At 69.2% G+C, this 22,638-nt stretch carries 30 protein-coding genes and 1 pseudogene; 26 read left to right on the top strand and 5 right to left on the bottom strand.

What is annotated here, in order from left to right; genetic code table 11:
* The first annotated feature begins 44 nt into the window (after positions 1-44).
* The 20 genes from ACGF3I_RS09015 to ACGF3I_RS08920 all read left to right on the top strand — a co-directional run bounded on the left by ACGF3I_RS09015 (position 45) and on the right by ACGF3I_RS08920 (position 13,290).
* Entirely contained in the window at positions 45-662 is a 618-nt protein-coding gene (locus ACGF3I_RS09015) for a DUF4913 domain-containing protein (RefSeq protein WP_393130206.1), read from the top strand.
* Positions 659-1,147 carry a hypothetical protein gene (locus tag ACGF3I_RS09010; RefSeq protein WP_393129959.1) on the top strand — a complete coding sequence of 163 codons (489 nt, stop codon included), beginning with the start codon at positions 659-661 and terminating at the stop codon, positions 1,145-1,147. Before ACGF3I_RS09015 ends, ACGF3I_RS09010 begins: the two co-directional genes overlap by 4 nt.
* Positions 1,144-1,380, top strand: coding sequence for a hypothetical protein (locus ACGF3I_RS09005; RefSeq protein WP_393129958.1), 237 nt, complete (start codon positions 1,144-1,146; stop codon positions 1,378-1,380). The genes ACGF3I_RS09010 and ACGF3I_RS09005 overlap by 4 nt, the downstream gene beginning before the upstream one ends.
* A gap of 11 nt (positions 1,381-1,391) precedes the next feature.
* The gene (locus ACGF3I_RS09000; protein WP_393129957.1) at positions 1,392-1,562 is read left to right on the top strand and encodes a hypothetical protein; all 171 of its coding nucleotides are present in this window, start codon (positions 1,392-1,394) and stop codon (positions 1,560-1,562) included.
* 2 nt (positions 1,563-1,564) lie between these two features.
* Positions 1,565-2,080, top strand: coding sequence for a hypothetical protein (locus ACGF3I_RS08995; protein ID WP_393129956.1), 516 nt, complete (start codon positions 1,565-1,567; stop codon positions 2,078-2,080).
* A gap of 38 nt (positions 2,081-2,118) precedes the next feature.
* Entirely contained in the window at positions 2,119-2,841 is a 723-nt protein-coding gene (locus ACGF3I_RS08990; protein ID WP_393129955.1) for a hypothetical protein, read from the top strand.
* Between the two features lie 203 nt (positions 2,842-3,044).
* Entirely contained in the window at positions 3,045-3,392 is a 348-nt protein-coding gene (locus tag ACGF3I_RS08985; RefSeq protein WP_393129954.1) for an SH3 domain-containing protein, read from the top strand.
* A 117-nt stretch (positions 3,393-3,509) separates the two neighbouring features.
* Positions 3,510-3,968 (top strand): hypothetical protein, encoded by a 459-nt coding sequence (locus tag ACGF3I_RS08980; protein ID WP_393129953.1) that lies wholly within the window; start codon positions 3,510-3,512, stop codon positions 3,966-3,968.
* The gene (locus tag ACGF3I_RS08975; protein WP_393129952.1) at positions 3,965-4,408 is read left to right on the top strand and encodes a hypothetical protein; all 444 of its coding nucleotides are present in this window, start codon (positions 3,965-3,967) and stop codon (positions 4,406-4,408) included. Before ACGF3I_RS08980 ends, ACGF3I_RS08975 begins: the two co-directional genes overlap by 4 nt.
* Before the next feature lie 13 nt (positions 4,409-4,421).
* Positions 4,422-4,823, top strand: a complete 402-nt coding sequence (locus ACGF3I_RS08970) for a hypothetical protein (protein ID WP_393129951.1) — start codon at positions 4,422-4,424, stop codon at positions 4,821-4,823.
* A 30-nt stretch (positions 4,824-4,853) separates the two neighbouring features.
* Complete coding sequence (locus ACGF3I_RS08965; RefSeq protein ID WP_393129950.1) at positions 4,854-5,771, top strand: winged helix-turn-helix transcriptional regulator; 918 nt, start codon at positions 4,854-4,856, stop codon at positions 5,769-5,771.
* Positions 5,768-6,349, top strand: a complete 582-nt coding sequence (locus ACGF3I_RS08960) for a hypothetical protein (protein ID WP_393129949.1) — start codon at positions 5,768-5,770, stop codon at positions 6,347-6,349. Before ACGF3I_RS08965 ends, ACGF3I_RS08960 begins: the two co-directional genes overlap by 4 nt.
* The gene (locus ACGF3I_RS08955; RefSeq protein ID WP_393129948.1) at positions 6,346-7,584 is read left to right on the top strand and encodes an MFS transporter; all 1,239 of its coding nucleotides are present in this window, start codon (positions 6,346-6,348) and stop codon (positions 7,582-7,584) included. Before ACGF3I_RS08960 ends, ACGF3I_RS08955 begins: the two co-directional genes overlap by 4 nt.
* 43 nt (positions 7,585-7,627) lie before the next feature.
* Positions 7,628-7,957, top strand: a complete 330-nt coding sequence (locus ACGF3I_RS08950; RefSeq protein ID WP_393129947.1) for a hypothetical protein — start codon at positions 7,628-7,630, stop codon at positions 7,955-7,957.
* 52 nt (positions 7,958-8,009) lie between these two features.
* A complete protein-coding gene (locus ACGF3I_RS08945) occupies positions 8,010-9,272 on the top strand; it encodes an acetyl-CoA carboxylase biotin carboxylase subunit family protein (RefSeq protein ID WP_393129946.1) in 1,263 nt (420 codons plus the stop codon).
* Positions 9,269-9,970: a hypothetical protein gene (locus ACGF3I_RS08940; RefSeq protein WP_393129945.1), complete on the top strand. Its 702-nt coding sequence runs from the start codon at positions 9,269-9,271 to the stop codon at positions 9,968-9,970. Before ACGF3I_RS08945 ends, ACGF3I_RS08940 begins: the two co-directional genes overlap by 4 nt.
* A 171-nt stretch (positions 9,971-10,141) precedes the next feature.
* A complete protein-coding gene (locus ACGF3I_RS08935; RefSeq protein ID WP_393129944.1) occupies positions 10,142-10,630 on the top strand; it encodes a hypothetical protein in 489 nt (162 codons plus the stop codon).
* Positions 10,631-10,733: 103 nt separating this feature from the next.
* A complete protein-coding gene (locus tag ACGF3I_RS08930; protein WP_393129943.1) occupies positions 10,734-11,702 on the top strand; it encodes a SpaA isopeptide-forming pilin-related protein in 969 nt (322 codons plus the stop codon).
* 125 nt (positions 11,703-11,827) lie between these two features.
* Positions 11,828-12,553, top strand: coding sequence for a hypothetical protein (locus ACGF3I_RS08925; protein ID WP_393129942.1), 726 nt, complete (start codon positions 11,828-11,830; stop codon positions 12,551-12,553).
* A gap of 410 nt (positions 12,554-12,963) precedes the next feature.
* Entirely contained in the window at positions 12,964-13,290 is a 327-nt protein-coding gene (locus ACGF3I_RS08920) for a WhiB family transcriptional regulator (RefSeq protein WP_393129941.1), read from the top strand.
* A 321-nt stretch (positions 13,291-13,611) separates the two neighbouring features.
* Here the strand turns inward: ACGF3I_RS08920 and ACGF3I_RS08915 are convergent, their stop codons facing one another.
* On the bottom strand, positions 13,612-15,084 hold the full coding sequence (locus tag ACGF3I_RS08915) for an MFS transporter (protein ID WP_393129940.1): 1,473 nt from the start codon (positions 15,082-15,084) through the stop codon (positions 13,612-13,614).
* 648 nt (positions 15,085-15,732) lie between these two features.
* Entirely contained in the window at positions 15,733-16,275 is a 543-nt protein-coding gene (locus ACGF3I_RS08910; RefSeq protein WP_393129939.1) for a hypothetical protein, read from the bottom strand.
* Between the two features lie 488 nt (positions 16,276-16,763).
* Here ACGF3I_RS08910 and ACGF3I_RS08905 point away from each other — a divergent pair.
* The 5 genes and pseudogenes from ACGF3I_RS08905 (at position 16,764) to ACGF3I_RS08885 (ending at position 20,825) form a co-directional block, all read left to right on the top strand.
* A pseudogene (locus tag ACGF3I_RS08905) lies at positions 16,764-17,116 on the top strand (DUF317 domain-containing protein).
* A 98-nt stretch (positions 17,117-17,214) separates the two neighbouring features.
* The gene (locus ACGF3I_RS08900; protein ID WP_393129938.1) at positions 17,215-17,700 is read left to right on the top strand and encodes a hypothetical protein; all 486 of its coding nucleotides are present in this window, start codon (positions 17,215-17,217) and stop codon (positions 17,698-17,700) included.
* A 102-nt stretch (positions 17,701-17,802) separates the two neighbouring features.
* Positions 17,803-18,465: a DUF317 domain-containing protein gene (locus ACGF3I_RS08895; protein WP_393129937.1), complete on the top strand. Its 663-nt coding sequence runs from the start codon at positions 17,803-17,805 to the stop codon at positions 18,463-18,465.
* Positions 18,466-18,801: 336 nt separating this feature from the next.
* The gene (locus tag ACGF3I_RS08890) at positions 18,802-19,686 is read left to right on the top strand and encodes a hypothetical protein (protein ID WP_393129936.1); all 885 of its coding nucleotides are present in this window, start codon (positions 18,802-18,804) and stop codon (positions 19,684-19,686) included.
* A gap of 209 nt (positions 19,687-19,895) precedes the next feature.
* Positions 19,896-20,825: a DUF6615 family protein gene (locus ACGF3I_RS08885; protein ID WP_393129935.1), complete on the top strand. Its 930-nt coding sequence runs from the start codon at positions 19,896-19,898 to the stop codon at positions 20,823-20,825.
* Positions 20,826-20,917: 92 nt separating this feature from the next.
* Here the strand turns inward: ACGF3I_RS08885 and ACGF3I_RS08880 are convergent, their stop codons facing one another.
* Both ACGF3I_RS08880 and ACGF3I_RS08875 read right to left on the bottom strand, forming a co-directional pair.
* Positions 20,918-21,334 carry a hypothetical protein gene (locus ACGF3I_RS08880; RefSeq protein ID WP_393129934.1) on the bottom strand — a complete coding sequence of 139 codons (417 nt, stop codon included), beginning with the start codon at positions 21,332-21,334 and terminating at the stop codon, positions 20,918-20,920.
* Positions 21,335-21,429: 95 nt separating this feature from the next.
* Entirely contained in the window at positions 21,430-21,840 is a 411-nt protein-coding gene (locus ACGF3I_RS08875) for a hypothetical protein (RefSeq protein ID WP_393129933.1), read from the bottom strand.
* Positions 21,841-21,910: 70 nt separating this feature from the next.
* Here ACGF3I_RS08875 and ACGF3I_RS08870 point away from each other — a divergent pair, with 70 nt between their 5' ends.
* Positions 21,911-22,033, top strand: coding sequence for a hypothetical protein (locus ACGF3I_RS08870; RefSeq protein WP_393129932.1), 123 nt, complete (start codon positions 21,911-21,913; stop codon positions 22,031-22,033).
* Between the two features lie 126 nt (positions 22,034-22,159).
* On the opposite strand, the gene ACGF3I_RS08865 is transcribed toward ACGF3I_RS08870, so the two are convergent.
* Entirely contained in the window at positions 22,160-22,609 is a 450-nt protein-coding gene (locus ACGF3I_RS08865) for a hypothetical protein (protein WP_393129931.1), read from the bottom strand.
* Positions 22,610-22,638: the final 29 nt, after the last annotated feature.

The raw sequence follows: 22,638 nt of genomic DNA, 5'->3' as shown, positions 1-22,638 counted from the left end.
CCCCTTTCGTGCCCGAATCCATAGACATCCCCGACGACGGGGAAATGGAACCCGTCCGGCTGCCGGACTCGAATCTGGAGAGCGTCGAGGCCACCGTCCGCAAGCTCATGGAGCAGCAGGCCGAGCAGGCCCGCCAGCTCGACAGTCTCTCCGCCCCTCCGGACCCCTCGCCCTTCGCGGCGTTCGGCCTGCCCAGCCTGCCCAGGGTGCCCGGGGCACCGCTCCAGGCGCCGCCCGAGCCGCGCCCGATCCTGGAACTGGAGGGCGAGGAGTACGAGGACGAACTGGACGCACTGACGGACTGGGTCGACGGCTTCCTCATCGACACCTACGGCGCAGAGGTCACCACCGCCGCCCCGTGGTGCAAGCAGTGGCAGGAGCACGACGACGTCGTCGCCTGGCTCCACGCTCTGTGGATGGCCTACCTGCAGCACAAAGACCCCGAGGCCGGGCCGTCCGGACTCTTCGTGTGGCACCGCGACTTCCTCACCCACTGCCTGGCCCACGTACGGGCGGCGGGCGGACCACTCTCGGCCTGCCAGACCGACCCCGACCGCGACGCACACCGCCTGCTGCCCGGCCCCGCCTCCTCTCACCGCACCGTCCGTGCCGCCGCCGGCGACCGGCCAGAGCCCGGCGAGCCGGACCAGGCCGCCGGATGAGCGGGCCCGAGCACCAGCCCGCCTTCGGCCTCTCCTTCGACCCGCGCGCCCTGACCGACCTCCTGGCCGCCCCAGGCGACATCCGCGACCTGGCCCTTGCCCAGATCCAGGACGTGGTCAACGCCCAGCGGTTCGGCCCCAAACTGCTCGGCGAACTCGCCGACTACCGCAAGCTGTACGTCGACAGCCGCAAAGCCTGGCGCATCGTCTACGCCCAGCGCCCGGCCCCGCCCACCTCGGCGCACCGCACCGAGATCCATGTGGTGGCCGTACGCCCGCGTGACCGCCACGAGGTGTACACCGTCGCCCGCAAACGCCTGGGCATCACCCGGCGCCCCACCAGTGCGCTCGCTCACGCCGCCCGAACGAGCTCTCCGCAACTGGAGGCCCGCCGCGCACTGCCCAAGCCGGGTCCGCCGCCCTCCGCAGTGCCTGGTCTGCCCCGCCCCGCCCTGCTCTCGACCCCGAAGGACCGCATTCTTTGACGACCCCCTTCCCCTCCGTCCCCAACGCCCTCACGGCCGCGCCCACCGGATTCGGCATCCCCCAGGACAACCCGCACCACCGGACCATCACGGACAGCCCACGCCGCGGCAGGCAACTGGACGTGCAGATACTCGCCGTGGCCGGCGTTGAGCCGACCGGCTACCGGGCGGGCACGCGTGAGCAGTTCACCGACGTTTTCCTCCTGCGGGCTCCCGCCGGCGACGAGCTGTAGGAGGTCTGCACGTGCCCCGCAACACATCCGTGCCAAAGGCTCTGACCCAGCTGGACCTCCGGATCGAGGCGGCTGTCGGCCACAGCATCGACCGCCTATGGCAGCACCGCGACCGCGACCTCCTCGACGAACCGCACACGCGCCTCGTCGACGCCACCGCGCCCTCGTCCAGGCCGAGCTGAGCGTGACCGTCTACCGATCCCAGCTCAACAGCCTCTCCTCCGGTGAATACCCGGTGGACAGCAAATGGTTCGAGCGCATCGACCGAACGATTGACCTGCTGGAAGAGGCGGCCCGCACCCGGGACGAGCGGCAGGCGCATGCTGTTGCCGCGCTTGAGCCCGTCGAAGCCGCCGCCCGCGACAAGGCTCCCCGCAAGGTGCCCGACCTGCCCGCACCTGACGTGGCCGCACTGCTGGCCATCACGCAGGGCGCCAAACTCCCCCGGAACCTCCTGACACAGCAGATGTACGTCGTCACCGCATCCGGCACCCGCATTCCCTACAGCCAGATGCAGCGCCTCGAAGAACACGGCCTGGTGGACCGCGACACCTCCCACCACGTCACGGCAGGCCAGCCCGTCACGCTGACCGACACCGGCCGCGCGGCCCTGACCGCCCCACGCTCGACGTCGGCACCGGGTACCGCTCCGGTGCCCAGGCCCGGCACCTGGCCCGCGGCTGCTCCCGCCCGCCGCTGAACACGCACACCCCGCCGGCCCCTCCCCCCGAAAGCCCTATGCCCTCATCTCCTGACTTTCGCCTCGACGGCTACGAAGCCGTCAACGACCGGGTCGCGGAGCGATTCTGGCAGCACATCGAGATCGAAGAAATGGACCTCGTCGTGCTCGCCGAGCACCACACCGACGACCAACGTCACAGCTACTACGTCTTGCACAACGGGGCGGTGACCTGGGGTATCCCCGGCGAACCGCAGCTGGTGGCCCTTCACCTTCAGCGCGACGTTGAGGCCGCCACCTTCCGCTTCCAGCACGAGCAGCTGCCCTTGGTGGCCATGGCCCAGAGCTGGCTGATCGCCCGCGGCTGCCCGAAGGAGGCCATCGCCCTGCGCCCGGGAATCGGTGCGGACCCCGCTGACGAGGCCACCAAGGCGCTGGAGGCTCGCCTCACCTCGGACGGCGACCATTTCGCCCTGGTCACCAGCTACACCTCGGACGATCCAGACCGTACGCAGATCACGGTGCTCCTGGCCGCCATCGACGAGAACGCGCCGCAGCGCTTTCGGGTCCTGCTGGAAGACGTCGACACGGAGAACTGGACGCGCACCCTGCGCGAAGGCAGCTTCTCGACCTACGAGGAGGCCACCGCCTGGTGGCAGGCCCACTGGTCCAGCGACGGCGTCCCCCTGCCGACCGCCCAGACAGCGGCCCGGCCCAGCGCACCGTCCGCGATGCCCGGTCTTCCTGCGGCTCCCACGCCGCGCACAGGCCCAACTCGCTGACGTCAAAGCCGACTTACCTCGGAAGGAGCTCCATTTCGGGAGGACTCCGAGAGGCGCCGGCGGGCGGCGAAGCGCGAAACATAGCAGCACATCCCCGGTTAGCAAAACCGGGGATTCTCCGGACTCTTGAACCACTGCCCGCACGGCGCCAGCCGCGGGCGTGTATCCGCGCCCCTTCACTCTTTCCTGGAGGTCAATTCCGCATGCGCTCATCCCGCATAGCCGTTTCTGCTGCCGTTCTCGGCGCACTCGCCCTGCCGCTCGCCGGTACCACGTCCGCGAGCGCCGCACCCGCCCAGGCGCCGGCATCCGCACCGACCAGCTGCGCGTGCGACCGGCCCGGACCGTGGGCCGTGCCCACGCAGGCGGTCACGATCCGCTCCCAGGCCAGCGCGACGTCCACAGCCGTCGGCGTGCTCTACCGCAGCCACACGTTCACGGCCCACAAGACCAGCGGCAACTGGCACTACATCACCGACAACAGCACGGGCGTAAAGGGCTGGGTCTCCGGCTCGTACGTCTACCGCGACGCCTACATGTGTCTCGACTAGTCGTCGGGACAAGCGAGTTCACCAACCTGCCAGCACCACTCTTCCGCCCTTGTCGCCGAACAGCGAATGCTGCGCCGTTGATGCGCCCCACATATTTCCGAGGAAAGGAGCAGTGCCGTGCCCGACGACGCCGACGATGTGATGAGCGTCATCACCCAGCAGATCGAGGCCCGCTTCCAGATGCCGCTGGCCGACCTGCGACGGGCAGTGGCCGCCGCCCCCCGCGCCAACGACGACGCCACGGTCGTCGTGAAGTGGTACGGCATGCTCGCCGAGGCCCAGGAAGCACTGAGCAAAGCCGAGGACGCCCTCGTCGCAGCCCTCGACACCGCCCCGGGTGACGTGCTGGACGACCCGGTCATGGCGCTGGCCCACCAAGTCAACGCCGCCGTGGCGGTACGTGACGGGCGAGCCATGGTGGTGCGCCACTACACCGACCCGAACTCCCCGGGCCGCCGAGGGCCCGGAGCGTGGCGGGGGGCCGAAACTGCCCCCCGGCGTAGCCCGGCCCTGACGACGGCCCCGGCGCCGATCATGCCTGCGCCGGCTGTCCCGGTGCGAGGAGCGCTGCGGTGAGCGTCGTACACAAAGTCACCAGCCAGGACGAGGTCCTGGTCCGCGCCTTCGGTGCCTCGTTGAGCGAGTTGTACACACAGGCCGCCGGGCCCAAGGCATCTGCCGCCCTCACGCGCGCCGTGGAGCTGCGCTCCTGGCTGGCGGTGGCCGAGGAGCAGGTCGCCCGGGTCCGCGACCGCATCCACGACGCCACGGCCGCCGACCGCGACATGGGCGAACTGTCCGCCGAAGACCTTCGCTTCGACGCGCAGTGGCTCGAGGCGGCCCTGTCCGCCCGCGACGGATACGCCACCGCCCTGACCGGTCTGCTGAACACCATGCCGCCACCTGGAGCCCGCCCCGTACGACCGGTGCAGCTCGCCCAGCCCAGGCTCATCACCACGCTTCCGCCCGCCCCGGCACCTGTGCGTGCCGGGGCGGTGCGGGCCCGCCGCCCCTGAAAGCCCCTGCCGATTGCCCCACAACCTCTCCCAGACCATCGCCGACCGCATCGAGGACCTGTACGGCCAGCCGATGGCCGCCCTCGAAACTCAGGCCGACACCCATCCACGCGGCAGCATGCTCGCCGCCCTGACGAACAGCTACAGCGATGTGCAGCTCGCCGAGCGGAACATCGCCTTTCAGCTCCAGCGCTTGCGTGAATTCGCCCAACCAGAGCGCGAGATAGGCAAGTTCGAAGCGGGCCACCTGCTCGACTGCGCGCGCCGGATCGCAGAATCCGTTGCCTCCCGGGACGCCCACGCCAAGACAGCCAGCGCCGTCCTCGCCGGCCTGCACCGCGTCCCCACCACACCCTCCCCGCCGTCCGCGGCACCCGCGTCCGCTCCAGCGACCGCTGCCACCCGCACCCGCTGATCCGCCCGTCCCGCCCTAGGAGTTACCCCCTTGGCCACCACCGGTCTGCCCCGCTCCACTCAGGTTGACGTCGCCCGCGTCACCGAGTCGCTGGAGATGATCGCCCCGCTGTGGAGCGTGTGGATCCTGATGACTCTGTCCGCTCAGCCCCTGCGCTACGCGGAGATCAAGCCTCGCCTGCCCTGGCTGAATGACGGCACCCTCCACCCCAAGCTGCGTCGTCTCGCCGACGCCGGACTGGTCGAGCGCACCGAAGTCTCCCAGGGCCACGTCACCTACGGCCTGACCGCACGCAGCACCGACCTGATGCCTGTCCTGACCGTGATCGCGGCCTGGGGCGAGACGTACCTGGAAAAGCCGGTGGTGAAGAACAAGGACACCGGAAAGCTGGAGCCGCTCGCCACGGTCGCGCCGGCGCAGAACATCGAGGATGCCCTCGCGCTGATCGGCCCCCGGCACGCCACGCCGATCCTGTGGGTGCTCAAGGACCGCGGAGCCTCCAGCGCCAAGGCCCTGTCCGCCGCGGCGATGCCGGGATACCGGCTCAGCAACGTCTATCCCCAGGTGGACCGCCTGGTCGGGGACGGTCTGGTCCGCAAGAACGGTCGGGCCTACGAGCTGACCGCCACCGGCCACGCGCTCGCCCCGGTCTACCGGGCTCTGAGTGCCTGGGCCGCGGGACGCCCGCTCGACGACGCCGACACCCACCCCCTGTGGGGCGCGGCCCCCGTCCCGGTGGTGACTCAAGCGGCGTCCGGTCCCTGGCTGACGACCCAGCCCCGCGTATCGGCACCTGCCACTGCCGTGACCCCAGCCACCCACCCCGCCGCGCTCGCCATTCAGCCTGCGGCCTCATCGGCCACGGCCTGGAAGGGCGGCGACCTGTTCTCGCACCAGATACCGGCGCGCCCCATCGCCCTCCCGCAGACGCAGGGACCGCGCCGATGACCCACATCATGCTCGCCGACCAGCCGCAGGCACGCCGCGCGATCCGGGCATTGTCGCTGCCCGCACTGGTCCGCCTGGTCACCGAGATCGACGACAACGGCCCCATCAGCCGTCGCCGCGGCAGCCTGCAGAGCGCCTTTGACGACCTCAGTGCCCACCAACTGCGCCACGCCATCGACCGGGCTCGCGAGTTCGGCCTCGTCTACGGCGACGAGGACGAACGAGTCCGCTACCAGCTCACCGACCGCGGCGAGGACCTGGCCGAGGTGTACGACACGGCCGCCCGCTGGGCGCGTGCCCATCAATTCCCCACGCTTGCCACGGACTTCGTCACCCGGGTTCAGCACACCCTCGACCTGCTGAGCCACACTGAGGCACTCGCACATGCACCTGCCCGGTCCGGTGACGCGAGCGGCATGCTCACCTCTGGGGGAGCGGTCCTTGGCCGTGACGCCATCGTCGCCCTCGATGGTCCGCAGAGCGCCTTGGGCGCCTGGCTCAAGGCTCATGCGTACGCCCTGCACCACACGGCCCTCCACTCCTCCCTCGCGGCGGATGAGTGGGAGATCGCTGCGTGAGACCCAGTGCCGGGCCCCGGCATGCACGCCGACCGGCCCCCACCATGCTGCGGGGCATCTACCTGCCCCGCAGCATGGATGCCGGCGCCTTCGCGATGACGACGTACGGGATCCCACTGCTGGTGCTCGCCACCACCAACTCCGCTTCCCTGACAGGACTGGCGTTCGCGCTTGAGTGGGTGCCGCGCCTGGGCGCGTTCGCCGTCGCCGGAGCGATGGTCGACCGCCACGGCACCACCCGCGTACTGCGCACGGCTTCCTTCCTACGGGCCTTGGTAGTGGTGGCCGCCGCCTTCGCCCTGCCACAGATGGCTGCCGGGCTGGCCACTACGGCCGCTGTCATGCTGCTCGCCGCCACGAGTGGCGTGCTCACGGAGTTCTCCTACATCGCCGCCGAGACGGCGGGAGGCATCGCCAGCCGTCAGGCCGGCGAGCGCGCCCACCGGGTGCAGTCGGTGCTCCTGGGCATTGATCAGGTCGGCACCTTGGCCGGACCGGCTGTCGCCAGCCTGCTGCTGGAGCGGGCGGGGGCCGCCGGAATGCTCGTCACGATCGCTGTCTTCTCGCTCCTGGCGTGCGCCTTCGCCCCCCGGCAGTACACCACCCGGGCCGAGAAGTCGCAGCCGGTCATGGCGGGGCTTCGCACCGGATGGACGACCTTGCGCGCGCTGCCCGCGCTGGGCTGGCTGGTGTGCGGACTGACCCTCTCTAATCTCGCGGTCGGTCTGCTTCAGGCCGCAGCCCCGGTGATCGTGGTGAAGGAGTTCGGGCACTCCAGCGCTGACGTGGGCCTCATCTGGTCGGTGGCCGCCGTCGCTTCCCTGATCACCGTCGCGGTGTGCCGCCGAGCGATCGACCGTTTCGGCATGTGGCCGGTCGGGGCGCTCTCCGCCACCGTCGCGGCCAGTGCGTGCCTGGCGGTCTCCCTCGCTCAGACCTACACCGCCTATCTCGTGCTCATCGCGGTGCTCATGGCCGGCGAGGGCGGCATGACAGTGGTGCTGCGCACCCTGCGCTCCCACCTCATCCCCGCGTCGGTGTTCGGCGCCACCCTCTCGATGACGATCCTGCTGCTCCTGCTGCCGTTTCCGCTGGCCGGTGTCCTGGTCGCATCGGTGCCGCCCGCCCTGCTCGGCCACGTGATCACCGCCTGCGCGGTGCTACAGGCCCTGGGCCTGCTCACGGCCTTCTCCCGGCTGCGCACCCTCCCTGTTCTGCGCGCCCATCTCGCCTGACCTCACCCCACCTCTGCTGTCCGCTCTCCCGGAGACCAACCCGATGCCCATGCCCGCCGCCCAGGCCCTCATACCCGTCGCCCGCCCCTCCTTTCGCGCGGGATCCAGGCCCACGATCACCGATCAGTTCCTCGCTTTCGACGCCGCTCATCCCTACGTCTACCGGGCCCTGGAAAAGCTGACGGCCGAGCGGATGGTTGCCGGTGCCACTCGCATCGGGCTGAAGGAGTTGTTCGAGGCCCTGCGCTGGCGTCTCCCGCAAGGGCTGCGCGGGCTCAACAACAACTACACCGCGCTGTATGCGCGGCAGCTGGTCGCGGACCACCCCGAGTGGGCCCACGCCTTCGAACTGCGCCGCCGGCGCACCCCCTGAACCGCCACGCCGTAACCGAACTGCCCTCTACATGAACCTATTTGGAGCGTTCTTGCCCACGATCCTCGTCGTTGCCGCCACGGGCCCGGAGGCTCAGGACTACCGCGGGTACTGCCTCGAAGCCGTCGCCCAGCGGTACGACATCGTCCTGATCACTCCCGCCGAACCCACGTGGGAGCGAGAGTTCATCATCGACTTCGAGATCGCCGATCCCGACAACGCCCAGGCATTGGTTGACGCAGGCCAGGCCCTCGCCGAGCGCCACGACCTGGCGGGGGTGGTGACGTGGACCGAGTGGTACTTGGCCCAAACCGCGCGTCTTGCCCGGCGTCTGGGCCTGCCGTCAAGCGGACCCGAGGTGATGGAGGGCGCCCGCAACAAGGCAGTGGCCCGCTCCCTCTTCGCCCGCCACGGCGTGCCCTCCGCAGCTGCGATGACCGCACATTCTCTGCTGGAGGCGGCGCTCGCCGCCGAGGCGATCGGCTACCCCGTCGTGCTTAAGCCCGCTGCCCGTGCGGCCAGCATCGGCGTCATCCGCGTCGACCGCGTCGAAGAACTCCCCAACGGCTTCGCGTTCGCCGCCGCCGGCGCACGTGACGGCATCCAAAGCACCAAGGTCCTGGTGGAGGAGTACCTCGACGGCCCCGAAGTCTCCGTCGAATGCGTCACCCACCGTGGCCACACCACCGTCGTCGCTGTCACCCGCAAGACCCTCGGAGCCCCACCGTTCTTCGAGGAGATCGCCCACAGCGTTGACGCCGCCGATCCGCTGCTCGACCAGGTCGCGCCCGTCGCCGCCGCGGCCATCAAGGCGCTCGGCATCACCGACGGCGTAAGCCACGTCGAGATGCGCCTCGTGAACGGCCGCCCCCGCCTGATCGAGGTCAACGCCCGCATCGGCGGCGACATGATCGGCCACCTCGTGCAGCTGGCCACCGGTGTGGACCTGGCCCGCGCCGCCGCCGACACCGCCTGCGGCCAGACCCCCGACCTCGCCCGCACCCGGCACAGCGCCGCCGCAATACGGCTGCTCTACCCGAACACGTCCGGCACCCTCACCCGCTGCCACCTCGACGACGACTTCGCCACAGACGTGCCCTGGCTGGACCAGATCACCTTCCAGCGCACGCTCGGAGACACGGTCACCCTGCCGCCCGACGGCGACATGTTCAGCGCCCGCGTCGGATTCCTCATCACCACGGCAGCCACCGCGGCAGAGGCCCAAGAACGCGCCCGGACCGTGGAGGAACATCTCGACCTCACCACCGAGCCGCACATTCCCGGCGCGCAGTCCGCCCGCACGGGACACTCATGAGCGGCGGCCGTGACTACCCCTTCTTGGGCCTGCACCCCTTCGTACCGGCCGACGCCGCGTCCCGGCAGCAGTACGACGTACTGATCGCCCTCGGCGACCGCTACCAAGTCCGGGAGACCCTCAGCACCCAGGACGCCCACCACACGTACGCCCTGCTGCTGGACAAAGCCGGACGCTGGGGCCTGGCGGGCGGCAGCCCGATCGTGGCCGTCCACGTGCTGCGCAACACCATCGCCGGGACCTTCCGTATCGAGCGCGCCGAACTGCCCACCCTCGCTGCGGCACAGCACTGGTTCGAGCAACGTGAGATGGGCAACCACCGGATCCTGAGCGATAGCTACGGCAGGCGGCCGGCCGACGGCTTCACCGAGGCCATCGACCGTGAACGCGGCCGACACCACCCGCAGTACGACCTGACCAAGGACACGCTCACAGGTCCCGACCCGAGCGACACCTACTTCCTGTTCGAGCCCTCGGGAGCCGCCACCACCGAGGTGCACTGGCTCATCCAGCACAGCCAACTGGGTTACGGCTTCTTCAGGTTGCGCGACGTCCTCCTGCCCAGCGCCCTGGCCACGCACCACTGGCTTACCGACCACGGCATCACCCGCACGCCACCGCGGCGCTCCCGAGCCAGACTCGCCACGGCGCCCAGCGCCGCGCAGTCGACAGCGCGCCGCACCGCCGCACGCCGCTGAGCCGCCGAGGGCCGCACACCTGCTCACACCCTCACGACCACACCCGCCCGCTCGGCATGCGAAGCGTCCCGCGCTGGAGCGCGGCCATCCGACCGGCCCTGCCCAGCCCGCCGCTGGCCCTGCCCGGCCTGCGCCGATGACGCCGGGCGCCATCCCTATCGGAGCCACCTCGTGTTGATGCATGCCCCCAAATTCTTCGCAGAACTGCACCTCCCCTTCGCGCACAGCACCGTCATCGGCAACACCTACTACGCCACCCCCACTTCGGGGGCACCGCTGCGGCTGAGGATCAGCTTCACGCAGACCATCCACGCGGACACGTATGGCGGGCTGCGCCTGGCGATCGTCCATGCGGACCGAGGCGAGATCGACGCCGTGGCGCTCAACTTCGTGGACCACGGCACCTTCCACCGCCGAGACGAAGCCCAGAACACCCCCAAACGAAGCAAGCAGTACGGCACGTTCGGCCCGTACGGACCCGTCGGCCGCCCGCCCTGGGAGGGCGCCGTCACCGGCGGGCTCCGCGACGCCATCGAGCAGTACACCGCCGTCTGGTTCCCCGGCGCGTGGCAAGCGCCCGTGCCCCACCGCACCGAGGGCCGTACCGCCCACTCCACCCCCGCTCCGCCACCCACACGCGGCGCCGCCCGTGCCCGCTGAACCTCTCCTCACCCCCGACAGACCCGCATCAACCTGGAGTTCCTCCTTGCCTACTTGCTCCGCGCGTTCTCTCTCCGCTGTCGCCTTCACCGTCGCCACTACCGTGACCGGCACGCTGGCCTGGGTCCCTGCCGCTTCGGCCTATGCCCCCGAGCCCACCCCGTCCGCCCCGGCCACGGGTGCCCCGAGGAGCATGGTCGAGTACGGCGGCATCAAGATCCTCAAGAAGGATCCCGGTGGTGACCTGATGGCCGGCGCCGTCTTCGCTCTCCTCAACTCCTCCGGCAAGGAGGTGGCCGACGGTAAGACCGACGCGGCCGGCCAGCTGGTCTTCAAGGACCTCGCCGCAGGCGTCTACCGCCTCAAGGAGACCAGCAGCGGCAGCCCAATGCACAACACCGTCGCCGACCAGGACGTCATCGTCACCCCCGGCAACGGCACACCCCTGACCGTCATCGATCCCTTCAAGCCCGCCGACTTCACCGTCACCAAGACCGACAAGGACAGCGGCAAGCCGCTGCCCGGCGCCGTGATCAACATCATTCCGGCGGGCAATGGCGGCGACCCGGTGACTTTGACTACCGGCAAGGACGGCACCGCGAAGGCCCAGCTCCCGGTCGCCTCCCGCAACGGCACCGCCTACACCGCCACCGAGACCAGGGCCCCCGAGGGCTACCAGCTCGACTCCGCGCCGCAAAAGTTCACGGCCAAGCCCGGCTCACCCATTGCCATCACTCTCACTGACACCAAGAAGGAGAAGCCCACCCCGCCTCCCACCGTCCCGCCGACGGTGCCGCCCACGAAGCCGCCGGTTACCCCGACGGACAAGCCGACGCCGCACACCACGCCCTCACCGTCCGCGCCGGCATCCCACACGCCGACTCCGGACGAGACCCCTGCGGCCCCCGAGACCCCGGCCCCGCAGGGCTCCCTCGCCCACACCGGTGCTGACGCCACCCCGTGGCTGCTCGGCGGGGCCGCGGTTCTCCTCGCGGGTGGCGCAGGTGTAGTCCTGGCCACCCGCCGACGTCGTACGGACGACCCCGGCAACGACGGCTCCACCGAGAGCTAGCCCCCCTCGAACCCAGCCCCCGGATTTCGCCTCGCGAATCCGGGGGCTTCGTCGTGCCCGGCGCGGGCACCGACAGGCCGAGACCTCCGCACCCTCAGCCCCTGCGGGGTGATTAGGCTGCGGCGGTGACCGAACCGCTCCCTGGCGACCCCACCGAGCTGCACCTGCGTTTCGTCTACGCCGACATGCTCAGCGACACCCCGCACGCGGACACTCACCCGGCGCGGTCGGACAACGGCCGTTGTCGTGCGTGCGGTGCCGGTGGAGGACCTCGACGCGCCACTCTTCGAGAGTGCGAAGCGGACCATTGTCAGGCGTACACCTTGAGCGACAGCGCCGTCGGTTCTATGACCTTTTTCCGCGTGCACTTGGACCGCGGTCGCAACGCGTACGCCGTGCTGGCAGATGAATCGGAGGACCTGAACGAGATTGCGCAGGTCCTCCTCGATCCCGCCACCGGCTACTTCACTGACGAGGTCAGCGAACTGCTGGAATACAGCGGATCAGCCCTGCTCGTCATGGACCGGGTCACTCTGCGCGAGGAGTGGCGGGGGCACGGCTTGGGCACGATCCTTGCCTCGGAAGCCATCTTCCGGTTGATGCCAGGGTGCCGGGCTGTAGCCTGCGCGCCCGGTGTGTCCGACTTGAGCGCGAACGGCCTTCGTGACGAAGCTGAGTGGGACCGCATCACGGACAAGATCACCCGAGGGTGGGAGCGGATCGGGTTCCGCCCCTGCCGGGGCGGTGTCTTCGTCCTGTCGCCCACCTCGCTGATCCTGGAAGAGCAGCGAAGCCAGCTCCGCCGCAGGCTCGTGGAGCTCGCAATCGTTTGGCGCGCAACGGGCGCATAGAACTTTCTCGACAGTCCTTGATGAGTCAGACAAGCACGGCTTCTACCGGACCTTCGGCAAGATCGACGAATTCGCTCTGCGCTACGCCGCTTGGCTCGAGCGGCGGTTGAGCCGTCCCGTCGTCCGCGCCGAATGGTCCAAAGCGGCCGGAGCAGTTGCCAGCCGATGGGAGTTCGCGGACACAGGAGCCGCCCTAGGCAACAGCCTTGGCGCGCCTGCCGACAGCCCGGCCCCAGTCCGCCGGACACTCCTTAATCTGCGGTGGCCGCTTTTGTCAAGGCTGGTTCACCCGATGGCGTTGCATCACGACACCGCCTGTTGTCCCGTTTTGTGCTGCTGCCGTACGGTTCCCGCACTGCGTCCGTCCGGGGGAAAAGGGCGGGCCAACCAGGGAGAGGACCGTGAGAGCGGTGGCCGCAGACCAATCGGAGACCTGGGGCGAACGGGCGGCGTGCCGCATGGTGAATCCGGACGAGCTGTTCGTCCAGGGTGCGGCTCAGAACAGGGCCAAGGCCCTCTGTGCGGGATGCCCGGTGCGTGTCGAGTGTCTGGCGCATGCCCTGGATCACAGGATTGAGCACGGCATCTGGGGTGGGATGACCGAGCGTGAACGGCGCGCCCTGCTGCGGCGGCGTCCTCTCATCTCGTCCTGGCGTGACCTTCTTGAGGCCGCGCGATCGGAACACGAGCGGGGTGCCTGTCGAGGCAAGGCAGGAATCCGTAGAACCGCTGTGTGATCTGTCGACGAACTCCTGAACTTCTGGCCGCAGTCATCCTCAGCCGCTGCGTGACCTGGAAATCTGATGCGCAAGCCGCTGACTGCCCCCCCGCGGGACGAATTGAGAAACTGCGCTCGCTACTCGCCGGACAGGGTGGCGGTCGAGGTCCCGGCGCTTGCCTTGGCTGGCGGGGTGACGTGTGATGCGTGTGCTGGGACGACGTTATCGGCCATACGCACCTCGGGCCGTTGCCGCTGAACTAGGCCGTCTGTCGGAAGTGCTCTGGGGTGCCCGCTGCGGTGGCATGTTCTTCGGCGTGCTGCCGCAGCGGGCTAGAGCTCAGCCGGTCTGGTTGCTCGTTCGTGTGGGCAGCAGGAACATCAGCGCCCACATGGCGGCGAAGGCAGCGCCGACCCACCACAGGACGCCGGTGAACGCGTCCCGGTTGAGCGCGCCGTCGGTCGAGCCGCCGGTGGCGAAGAAGAACACCAGGGCGGTCAGCGCCGCGCCCAGAGCGATGCCCAGATGCATCGCAGTGTTGAACAACCCCGAGGCCGAACCGGCGTTCTCGTGCGGGACCTTGGCGAGTGCCATGTCGGCGAGCGGCCCGCCGACCACGCCGAAGCCGAGCCCGATCAGCAGAAGCGGAACGGTCATCGCCAGGAGCGTCAGGTCGCCTTGACGGGTGACGATCTGGAAGCCGTAAGCGGTCATCGTGGCGAGCACGAGCAGAATCCCGGCCTGGGGCAGGCGGCGTCCGAAGCCTCCGGCGGCCTTAACCGCGACCGTCGCTCCGGCCAGCTCACCCAGGGCGATCATGACGAAAGCCACGGCTGCCTGGAGCACGCTCATGCCCAGGCCGCGCTGGAGGTACAGCGTCCAGGTCATGAAGAACATGCCGGTCGACAGGCCGAGCAGCAGTTGCGTCGACAGGCCGCCGGAGAACGCCCGGCCCCGGAAGAGCGACAGCACCACCAGCGGGCCATCGTCCTTCCTGCGTTGCTGGTGGCGGACGAAGACGCCGAGCACGAGAACGCCCGCGGCGAGCATGGCCCAGCACCACAAGGGCCAGCCGTGCGCGTGGCCCTCGGTGAGCGGGAAGACGATCAGGACGATGGACAGCGCGGACAGCAGCACACCGGTGAGATCCAGACGCTGCGCCCGCTGTGCGGTCGACTCCTGGACGAACTTGCGGCCGAGGAGGAACACGGCCAGGCCGAGGGGCACGTTGATCAGGAAGACCGGCCGCCATCCCAGGCCGAACAGGTCGGACTGGGTGAGCACACCGCCCAACACCGGCCCCAGGACGGAACCGAACGACAGGACGGCACCGTAGAGGCCGAATGCTCTGCTGCGCTGCTGGCCGTCGAACGTGACGTGGAGGGTTGCCAGGACCTGCGGCAGCATCACGGCGGCCCCGCCGCCCTGCAGGATGCGGGCGGCGATCAGCGTGCCCGGGCCGGCTGCGAGCCCGCACAGCAGCGAGGCCAGGGTGAAGACGGCGGTGCCGATGAGGAAGTTCCTGCGGCGGCCGTAGAGGTCACCGAGCCTGCCGCCGGTGATCAGCCCCAGGGCGATCGTCAGCGAGTAGCCGGCCGTCACCCACTGGAGCGCGGCCGGTCCAGCGCCAAGGGAATCCTGGAGAGTGGGCAGGGCGGTGAGGACGACCGAGCTGTCGAGGATATTCATGAGCTCGGCGACCAGGACCACCACCAGGGAGATCTTCGCGGCCAGGGCCACCTTGGACGCACCTGGCTGAGCGGAGGGCTCGGAGGAATGCTGCGGCTCGTTGCCGAGCGCGGGGGAAACCACGGAAAAGCTCCTGATCCAGAAGAATCGGGGAGCCCGGCCGTCGGCCGCAACGGGTCAGCACAGCACCAGGCCCGGGGCAGACGGCAGAGCTGCACCCGGGAAGCAAGGGGGAATGCGGGAGGGGTGACGCAACTCAGACCAGCGCGACGTCCGCCCCCGCACGCGTTCACATCAGAACGCGGGGAAACGACGGACGGCTACTTGGCCTGGGGGTACAAGCTCACCTCAAGATCGTGAAACGAAGGGTCCGGGCCCTGCCGCCGCAGTCAACAAGCAGCAGGAACTTCACCACGGTACGACAACCGTCAGGTCCCGCGCACCTTCATATCGCGCAGCTCGTCAAGCACACGGGCATGAGGCCGCGTCCGTCCGTCCCGTCACAGCCACTCGTTGATAGCCGCGACGAGGATGATCGCTTTGTAGCGGACGGCGAGGGATCATTCACTGCTCAAGATCCATTTTCGACACACGGCCTAGCCCCTCCCGGGTCGGGCGTGGGGTCGCCAGCTTCAAGGCCACGGGTAGCAGTTGTCCTTGGACAGCGAAGTCAGTCGTTTGCCGGGGGCTGGCCTGCCACGACTGCCTTGGTTGGCAAGGGGTCACTTGTTGGCGACCCTGTCCGTCAACACCGGGGCCCTAGGATGGTGCCTACCGCGTGCTGCCAGCTGCCGACGGCAGCAGCGGCCCGTTCGTCGCCGACCTGCGCCGGCGCCAGTACCCGTAGGTCAGGATGCCGAGCATCGGGCCCCACAGGACCAGAGGGGCGTAGGAGGCGTAAAAGTAGACCGTCTCCCAGCCCCCGGCCTTGCTCGGGTAGTCGGCTGGCAGTGGGTCGCCGTTGGCCTTGGACTGGGTGACCCTGGTGACGATCGCGATGACGGTGAAGACCAGGGTCAGGAGCGTCGTGGCGATGGCAGCCGGGACGACGGCTGCGGCCGTCGGCACCCGCCGCCCGCGCAGTCGCGGCATCCAGCGCGGGAACACCTCGCCCCAGCGGGCGACCAGCCCAATGGCCGTGAAGGCGAGGGCCTCGGAAACGAGGGTAAGGAGGACGACGTAGAAGTTCATCGCCCACCCCGGGATCGACCCGCCACGCTTGTCCGGGGCGAACAACAGGCCCAGGCGCCAGATCCCGGACGGGAGCACCACCAGCGGCACCGCGTAGGCGACCCGGCGGGCCCAGCGCGGCACCCCTGCGGCGGGTTCGTGCGCCGTGCGCCACGCCCGCCGCAGGCAGCCTTCGTAGCGTGACGCGTGTGTCGATTGCTCTGTTGTCGTGGTCGGCCTGGCCCGGAACATCTGCGCTCCTCACGTCCAGGGGCCGGAGAGGCCCGTGCGCTTCGAGACTCGCAGGCGGACAGGCCAGACAGGATCGCTCCACGGACCGAACAGCCCCTCCGCCGGGCGGGCGAGCACGAATCCGCATGCTCCGCCTCGGGGATGACGGGCCAAAAGAGCGGCACTCGCCCGTACGGCAGTTCACCGGCAAGGGAGCCGAAACGACTGGGTTCGCTGTCAAACGCCTCAGTTGGATGACGAAGCGACTGACTTCACTGTCAAAGGACAGCAGTTCGCCGGGGGCAGACAGGAAAGAACGCGCAAGGACTGGTGGAAGCTGCCAGGGGCATGTCAAGGTAGACGACCTTCCCCCGAAACGCCAGGTCAGAGAGGTAATGGCCATGATCGTGGATGCATCTAGACCGGGGTTCTCCACCGCCCCCGAGGCCCTGCGGCTCCGTTCGTGGCAGCTGGGTCCCGGCCAGCCGACGGCGGTCACCAACCTGTTCACGGCGGACTTGTTCCACCTCGTCGTGGACGACCGGGCCGATGTCCATGTCAGCAGCAAGGATGGTCGCTTCTATCTCGGGTGGTTTCCGCTCGGACGTCCTGGCACTGATGGCGACGGCTGGACCCTGCCGTGACGGGGACCGCCACGGTCCCCGGCTACCGGGTCCGCTTCGGCACCGAGACGCCGGCGGAGATCGTCGCGGCCTCGGTCCAGCACGTATTGGCCACCTCCCAGCCGCTGTGAACCTGTGTCACCGCGCGGCTGGGAGCCGCCGCTCGGCCACGGCACGTACCCTGCCCTCGGCCCCTGGTGGGGCGCCCATTACTGCGAGGAGATACGTCTTGGCCCCCGAGCTGACCGTCGGCGACCTGCTGGAGAGCCTGTCAACCAGTGACCGCGACGTGGTGGTCCGCCTGTGGATCAACCCCTTCGCGCGTACCGCCCGCCCTTTGGGAAGTGTGGTCCCCACCAGCGATGACGCCGACCGACCCGTTGTCTTCATCGCTGAGGCCAAGGGCGCTCCGGCGTTCGGCACATTGCCCGAGCCCACCGTTGGCGACCTGCTCGACCAGTTGTCCGCCTGTGACCGCAGCGCCGTCGTACAGCTTGCTCTCAACCCAGATTTCCCGATGGCCCACCGAGCGGGCCCCCTCGCCGCCCGCGTCGAGGAAGGCCATCCCGTGCTGTTCCTCACCGAACCGGACGTGGAAGAAGCCGAACAATTCGGCCCCCTTCTGCCTCACGTCGCGGTCGCATTGGGCTGGCACGAGTCGACTGAGGCCCCGCCGCGCCGACGGCGCGGTGCCCGCCCCAGCGGCGGGCAATGAACCACCGACGAGACCACGGAGGCGCCCCTGCACCCGCACCATCCCTCTGACTCCTCCTACCCCGCCTCGCCCCACCCGGTGCGCTGGGTCACCCCGCGCCACTTGGCCGGCGACGACGACGTCCTTGCCGAGCGGATCGGCGACACCCTGACTGGGCTGGGCTGGCGCATGTGGCCGACCTCCCGCGACACCCTGCTGTACGTGAGCCCGGACGGGCTGCGGGCAGCGGAATGGATCCTGGCCAGCGCCCCGTTCACGCTCGGTGGCCTCCCGGTCGCCCTGCAAATCTCCGCCCGCCCGACGGCGGGCAGCGTGCTGGTGCAGTGGAACGCCTACTTCACCACCGGTGTGCCGCCCGAGGCTCTGCACGACTTCCTTACTGCCCTCGACGCCAGTGCGCTGCCCGATGCCAGCTTTGCGGAGTACGAGGTGGTCGTCGCGGCGTTGAGCAGGCAGGGCTGGATCCGTGATGTGGACCGCCCCGGCACCGCCGCCACGGAGCCAGGCTTCGCCTCGCACGTTTCGCTCGAATTGCTGCCGGACCTGATCGCGGACGCCGACTTGGGGGAAGGCCGGATGGGCTGGCAGGCGTGGGCTGAGCCCACGTTCGGCGCTCCCTACCTCTGGTGTGCGAACTTCAGCCCGAGCGTCCCCAACGAGCTGGTCGCCATCTTCGCTGCCTCGCTCGCGTCTCCGGCCCCGGTTGCACGCCACTGTTTGCCACGCAGCGCAGAAGAGCGCCTCACGATCGTCCGTCGCGACTGACCGTGGGCCCGGCCGCCAACACCGGCCGGGCACCAGTGCCTTCCCGCTACACCCCGCCTCAGTCCTTGAAAGAGGTGCTCCCGACGAGCCCGCGCCCTGCCCATGGCGCCCAGCGCTGCGAGCGCTGCCGTTCCATCGGCTTTCTCGCCCGCAACCGCGACCTCGCCCATGCACCGGCCTGGTGCGTCAGTTGCCACGAAGAGGCCGCCACCAACCAGGCCCGATCGGGTCATCCCTGCGAAGACGGATGCGCCATGGCCACCGACCACGACGGCCTCTGCGCCGTACGCGTCTGACCGTCTGCTTCTTCCCCGCCGTCTACCTCACGGAGGTCCCTTGCCCCGGCCACTGATCCGGTTCGCCATCGGGCGGACGAACGGTACAGCCCACTACGGCGTCCTGCTCGCCGATGCCCTGCCTGTGACGGCATGCGGCACCCATGCGCCTGGCCTCCGGCCCATCGGTGAGCACACGGCCCATACGTTGTGCCAGAGCTGCACGCGCGCCTGGCTCGTCCTCACCACGGCGCCCCACCCAGGGGGCGAGCCAGAGTTCCGTCCGGCTGCGGGCGCGGGCAAGAGTGCATCTTCGCACCGGCCGATCCCCGGGCACCTGCTCGGCTTCTGCGGCAAACCGCTCGACGACAGGCCATCCACCCCGCGGCGCGTGTGTGCCAACTGCAACACACTCGACGCCGCTCTTGACCGCTTCCACCACACCGCCGGCGAGCTGACGCTGCCCAGCGAGCCGTGCCATATCGACGACGCTGTGCTGTGGGCCCCGAATGGCCACGGCAACCTCGTCACAGGCCATCACCGCGACGCGACCACCGGCACCGGGTACTGCGGACAGCCCCTTGAGCACCCCCACCCCGGTGCGCAGGCGTGCGCGCCCTGCCGACGCCGCTGGGAGGAGACGGAGGTGCTGCGGCAGATCCAGACCCTGCCCTCTTCGCGGGAGGTGACGGCAGGCTGGCAGGACCGGGCACGGGACACGTTCTCTGACGTTGCTTCTACGCTGGAGCCCGGCGACGCCTACACCCTGTCCGGATGCGCTCAGCGTCACCATGTCGTCGAAGTCCTCAGCCACGGCACCGCAGGGTCTATCGAACTGCTCGTGTACCTCCCGGGCGAGGACCGCCTCAGCGAGGTCCGCCTGCGCCGCGAGCGCCTCGTCACAGTGGAGCGCCTTGACTCGGCCCAGCAGAGACGTGAACGGTAGGCGTCAGAGCCTGCGTTGACCGTCCGCAGCCCGGTAGGCCCTTGGCCTGCCGGGCCTTCGCCGTATGTGCGGTGAACTTGGCCCTTGGAACACCCGGAGCACGGTGATCTGATGAGCCCATGATCCCGCTGTCCCGTCCTCGCCCTCGCCCTCGTGAGCAGACCGTCTGGCCCGGCTCGAGCCCGTCGTTGTGTGCCCTTCTGAAATGGATGGCTTCCGACACCTACCACTGGCTGCGCGACGGTTACGGACCGCATACTCCGCCGCCCGGTGAAGAGACCTTTACGGATGTCCATATCCGCCATCTGCGCCAGGCCATGTGCAGTCGCGTCAAGGTCATTCAGTTCACCAAGGCACAGGAGAGCTTCAACGGCGCGGACTGGGAACTGTGGATCCACAACCGGTCTAAGGGCGTGGGGTTCCGGATCCAGGCCAAAAGGGAGTCCGTGCAGGGACAATACGGGTTCGGCTACTGGCTGGATGAGCGTCAGGCATACCAGTGCGATCTGCTCATTCACGACGCCCAGGCCACGGGATGCATCCCCGTATACCTCCTCTACAACCACGAGTCGTGGTCGGTCCGAAAGGACGTGGCGGCCTCGCTGTGTGGGCATACGGCTCCTGACCATTCGCACCACGGCTGCTCGCTGCTGTCAGCCCACCACGTCCAGGAGCAACTCTTCCGGAAGGCGCTCGGCGACAGTCGGCGGATTTCCCATGTGCAACTCAGGAGGATCTCCGCGCCATGGAACCAGGTGCTGTGCGACCTCAAGGACAAGAGTGATGCTCCACACTCGCGTGGCACGCTCATGCTGAAGGCCATACAGGAGCGGGCCGAGGCCATGGAGCGTTCGGGCTGGGCGACACTGCAGAAAGTTGACCGGGGGAAGTTCGCCTCACCGAGCCACGCCTGCGGAGGGACCCCGGAGGCCAGCGTCGGCTCCTGGCTCGGCGACGAGCCGACCGATGAGGTTCGCGAGTCAGTGCTCCGGCCACTTCCGGTCCGTGTGCTCCGCTTGCTGGAGGCGAACCCTCTGCGCCCGCCGGAGCCGGAGATCCCCACCCGCGCGGTGGTGATGTACGACGTGAGTGACGCCGAGCAGACCATGAACAACTTCGTGGGGTGCGTGCGTTACTAGCTGCCGAGGAAGACACGACGATGTCCCGGCCGCTGCGGGGCAGCGGCCGGGACACCATCCTTGGAGTCGGGTCGCCAGGGGGAGCCTGTGGCTCAGGCGGACACGAGGCGGGCGAGGGCCCTCTGGAGCCGGCGGACTGCTTCCTCGGCTTCCGCATACTGGTGAGGGGCCGGTGCGACGGCGCCGAAGGCGTGACTGTCTTCGGCAGGCAGGGCGCGCCAGTGAAGGACCGGAGTGAGAGTGGTGGCGGCTGCGCCGAGGAACCAGGCTGTGTGCCCGTGAACGTGGGCCAGGGCGATGGCCACGGCAGCGAGGGCTTCCCGCAGGTTTTCCAGGCGCTCACGCAGAGGGAGGGCCTCCTGGATCTGGGAAGCGCCGACGGCGGTGTGCAGATCGAGGGCGGCCTTCGCGATGACCGCGCGATGGCGGGGCGACAGGATCCACACCTGGTCACGGATAAGCCTTTCGGCTTCTTCCACCAGGTCATCAACCCGCGTCACTATTGCCATGCCGACACCCTATGTTCCCAGCGGACGGCGCAGGCCAGTGCCACATGGTCGGCCGGCCGGTTCCTAGCGGGCCTGGATCTTGGAGAGTGCCTTGCCTAGGTGGGCGTCGACGAGAGCTGGGGATCCGGCAACGATGACCACCACGGTGCCCGAGCGGATCGCTGTCTGTTTGATGACGCTGCGCTGCCCGCCGACGGAGTAGGTGAGTAGCTGGCTCCACTGCTCCTCGCCGATTTTCGGGCGGTGGTGGCTTGAGTGGATATGTCGATGGCTGCGGTGCCCGAGACGACCTGGTACGTCGGGCAGGAGGCCATCGCCTCGAAGATGCGGCCGATGCTGGCGGACAGCTTGCCTGGGGTGTCGCTGTAGAGCTTCTCGCTCACCTCTGAGGCGCCGTCGGCGCCGTACGTTAACGCGGTCTTCGCCCTGCGCGGGAAGTCGAGGCTTCCGCCGGTTGTCGTGTTGCCACCAAGCCTTTCCAGCGAAGGGCATCCGATCACCGTCACGTCGGGCTGGGTGTGCGCCGCTTTGCGTACGTAGCCCTCACCCAGGTCCTGCTCGCTCAGGAGCAGTGCGTTGAGCGCGGCCGAAGACAGCGGTGTGGGCCCAGCCGTACGGCTCGAACCGGAGGGTGAGGAAGCCGCTGCCGGTGAAGCCTCCGAGGACCCGAAGCTGTCGTTGGAGCAGCGCAGCCGGTAAGGGCGAGTGAGGCGAGTGCGGTCAGGATGAGCGCGGTCGTGGAGTGGCGACGCAAACGGGGCCCTTTCGAGAGGTGGAGCGGACGGTTCAGCGCAGGCATGCGATTCGGCGCTGGGGTGTGGGTAGTCAGTGACCCAGGTGGCGCAGGCCGTCATCCAGCGTGGGGTGGAAGTGGTCCACAGGACCGGAGTTGCGGTTGTACCAGGCCGGGTCCAGGCGCGGCTCGGCGGTGTTGTGGCCGGCGCGGCAGCGCAGCCAGATCGTGTCGTCGCGCATGCTGAAGATGATCCAGTCCCGGTACGCGCCGCACTGCGGGCACGCGCGGACCTCGCCGTCGATGACGAGCGGCTGCTCCCAGCGCATCATCAGTCCCTCGACCTCGTGGCGCGATGGCGCGCGTAGGTCCGCCGGCGGGAAGTCGGGTACTTCTTTGATGCCCCCGGCGTGGGCGGGCGGCGCCGGGTCGGGTGCCGGCCTGGCGAAGTCGGGTGCCGGCCAGGTCGCGTGCATCTGCAGCATCGCTTGACCGGCCTGCTGGGCGTCACGGAACTCTCGGTCCGCGCGGCGTCGAAACATATGTCCCCCTCTTCGCTGTTCATCGGCCA

The sequence above is a fragment of the Streptomyces sp. NPDC048111 genome, assembly GCF_043202815.1.
Classification (GTDB): Bacteria; Actinomycetota; Actinomycetes; order Streptomycetales; family Streptomycetaceae; genus Streptomyces.
The sequence above is the reverse complement of the archived record's forward strand: the minus strand, read 5'-3'. Positions and strand labels throughout refer to the sequence as shown.

Coding starts and splice junctions, on each gene's coding strand:
- ACGF3I_RS09015 (WP_393130206.1), top strand. CDS start 45: ATGGAACCCGTCCGGCTGCCGGACTCGAATCTGGAGAGCGTCGAGGCC.
- ACGF3I_RS09010 (WP_393129959.1), top strand. CDS start 659: ATGAGCGGGCCCGAGCACCAGCCCGCCTTCGGCCTCTCCTTCGACCCG.
- ACGF3I_RS08990 (WP_393129955.1), top strand. CDS start 2,119: ATGCCCTCATCTCCTGACTTTCGCCTCGACGGCTACGAAGCCGTCAAC.
- ACGF3I_RS08985 (WP_393129954.1), top strand. CDS start 3,045: ATGCGCTCATCCCGCATAGCCGTTTCTGCTGCCGTTCTCGGCGCACTC.
- ACGF3I_RS08960 (WP_393129949.1), top strand. CDS start 5,768: ATGACCCACATCATGCTCGCCGACCAGCCGCAGGCACGCCGCGCGATC.
- ACGF3I_RS08950 (WP_393129947.1), top strand. CDS start 7,628: ATGCCCATGCCCGCCGCCCAGGCCCTCATACCCGTCGCCCGCCCCTCC.
- ACGF3I_RS08940 (WP_393129945.1), top strand. CDS start 9,269: ATGAGCGGCGGCCGTGACTACCCCTTCTTGGGCCTGCACCCCTTCGTA.
- ACGF3I_RS08885 (WP_393129935.1), top strand. CDS start 19,896: ATGGCTTCCGACACCTACCACTGGCTGCGCGACGGTTACGGACCGCAT.
- ACGF3I_RS08880 (WP_393129934.1), bottom strand. CDS start 21,334: ATGGCAATAGTGACGCGGGTTGATGACCTGGTGGAAGAAGCCGAAAGG.
- ACGF3I_RS08865 (WP_393129931.1), bottom strand. CDS start 22,609: ATGTTTCGACGCCGCGCGGACCGAGAGTTCCGTGACGCCCAGCAGGCC.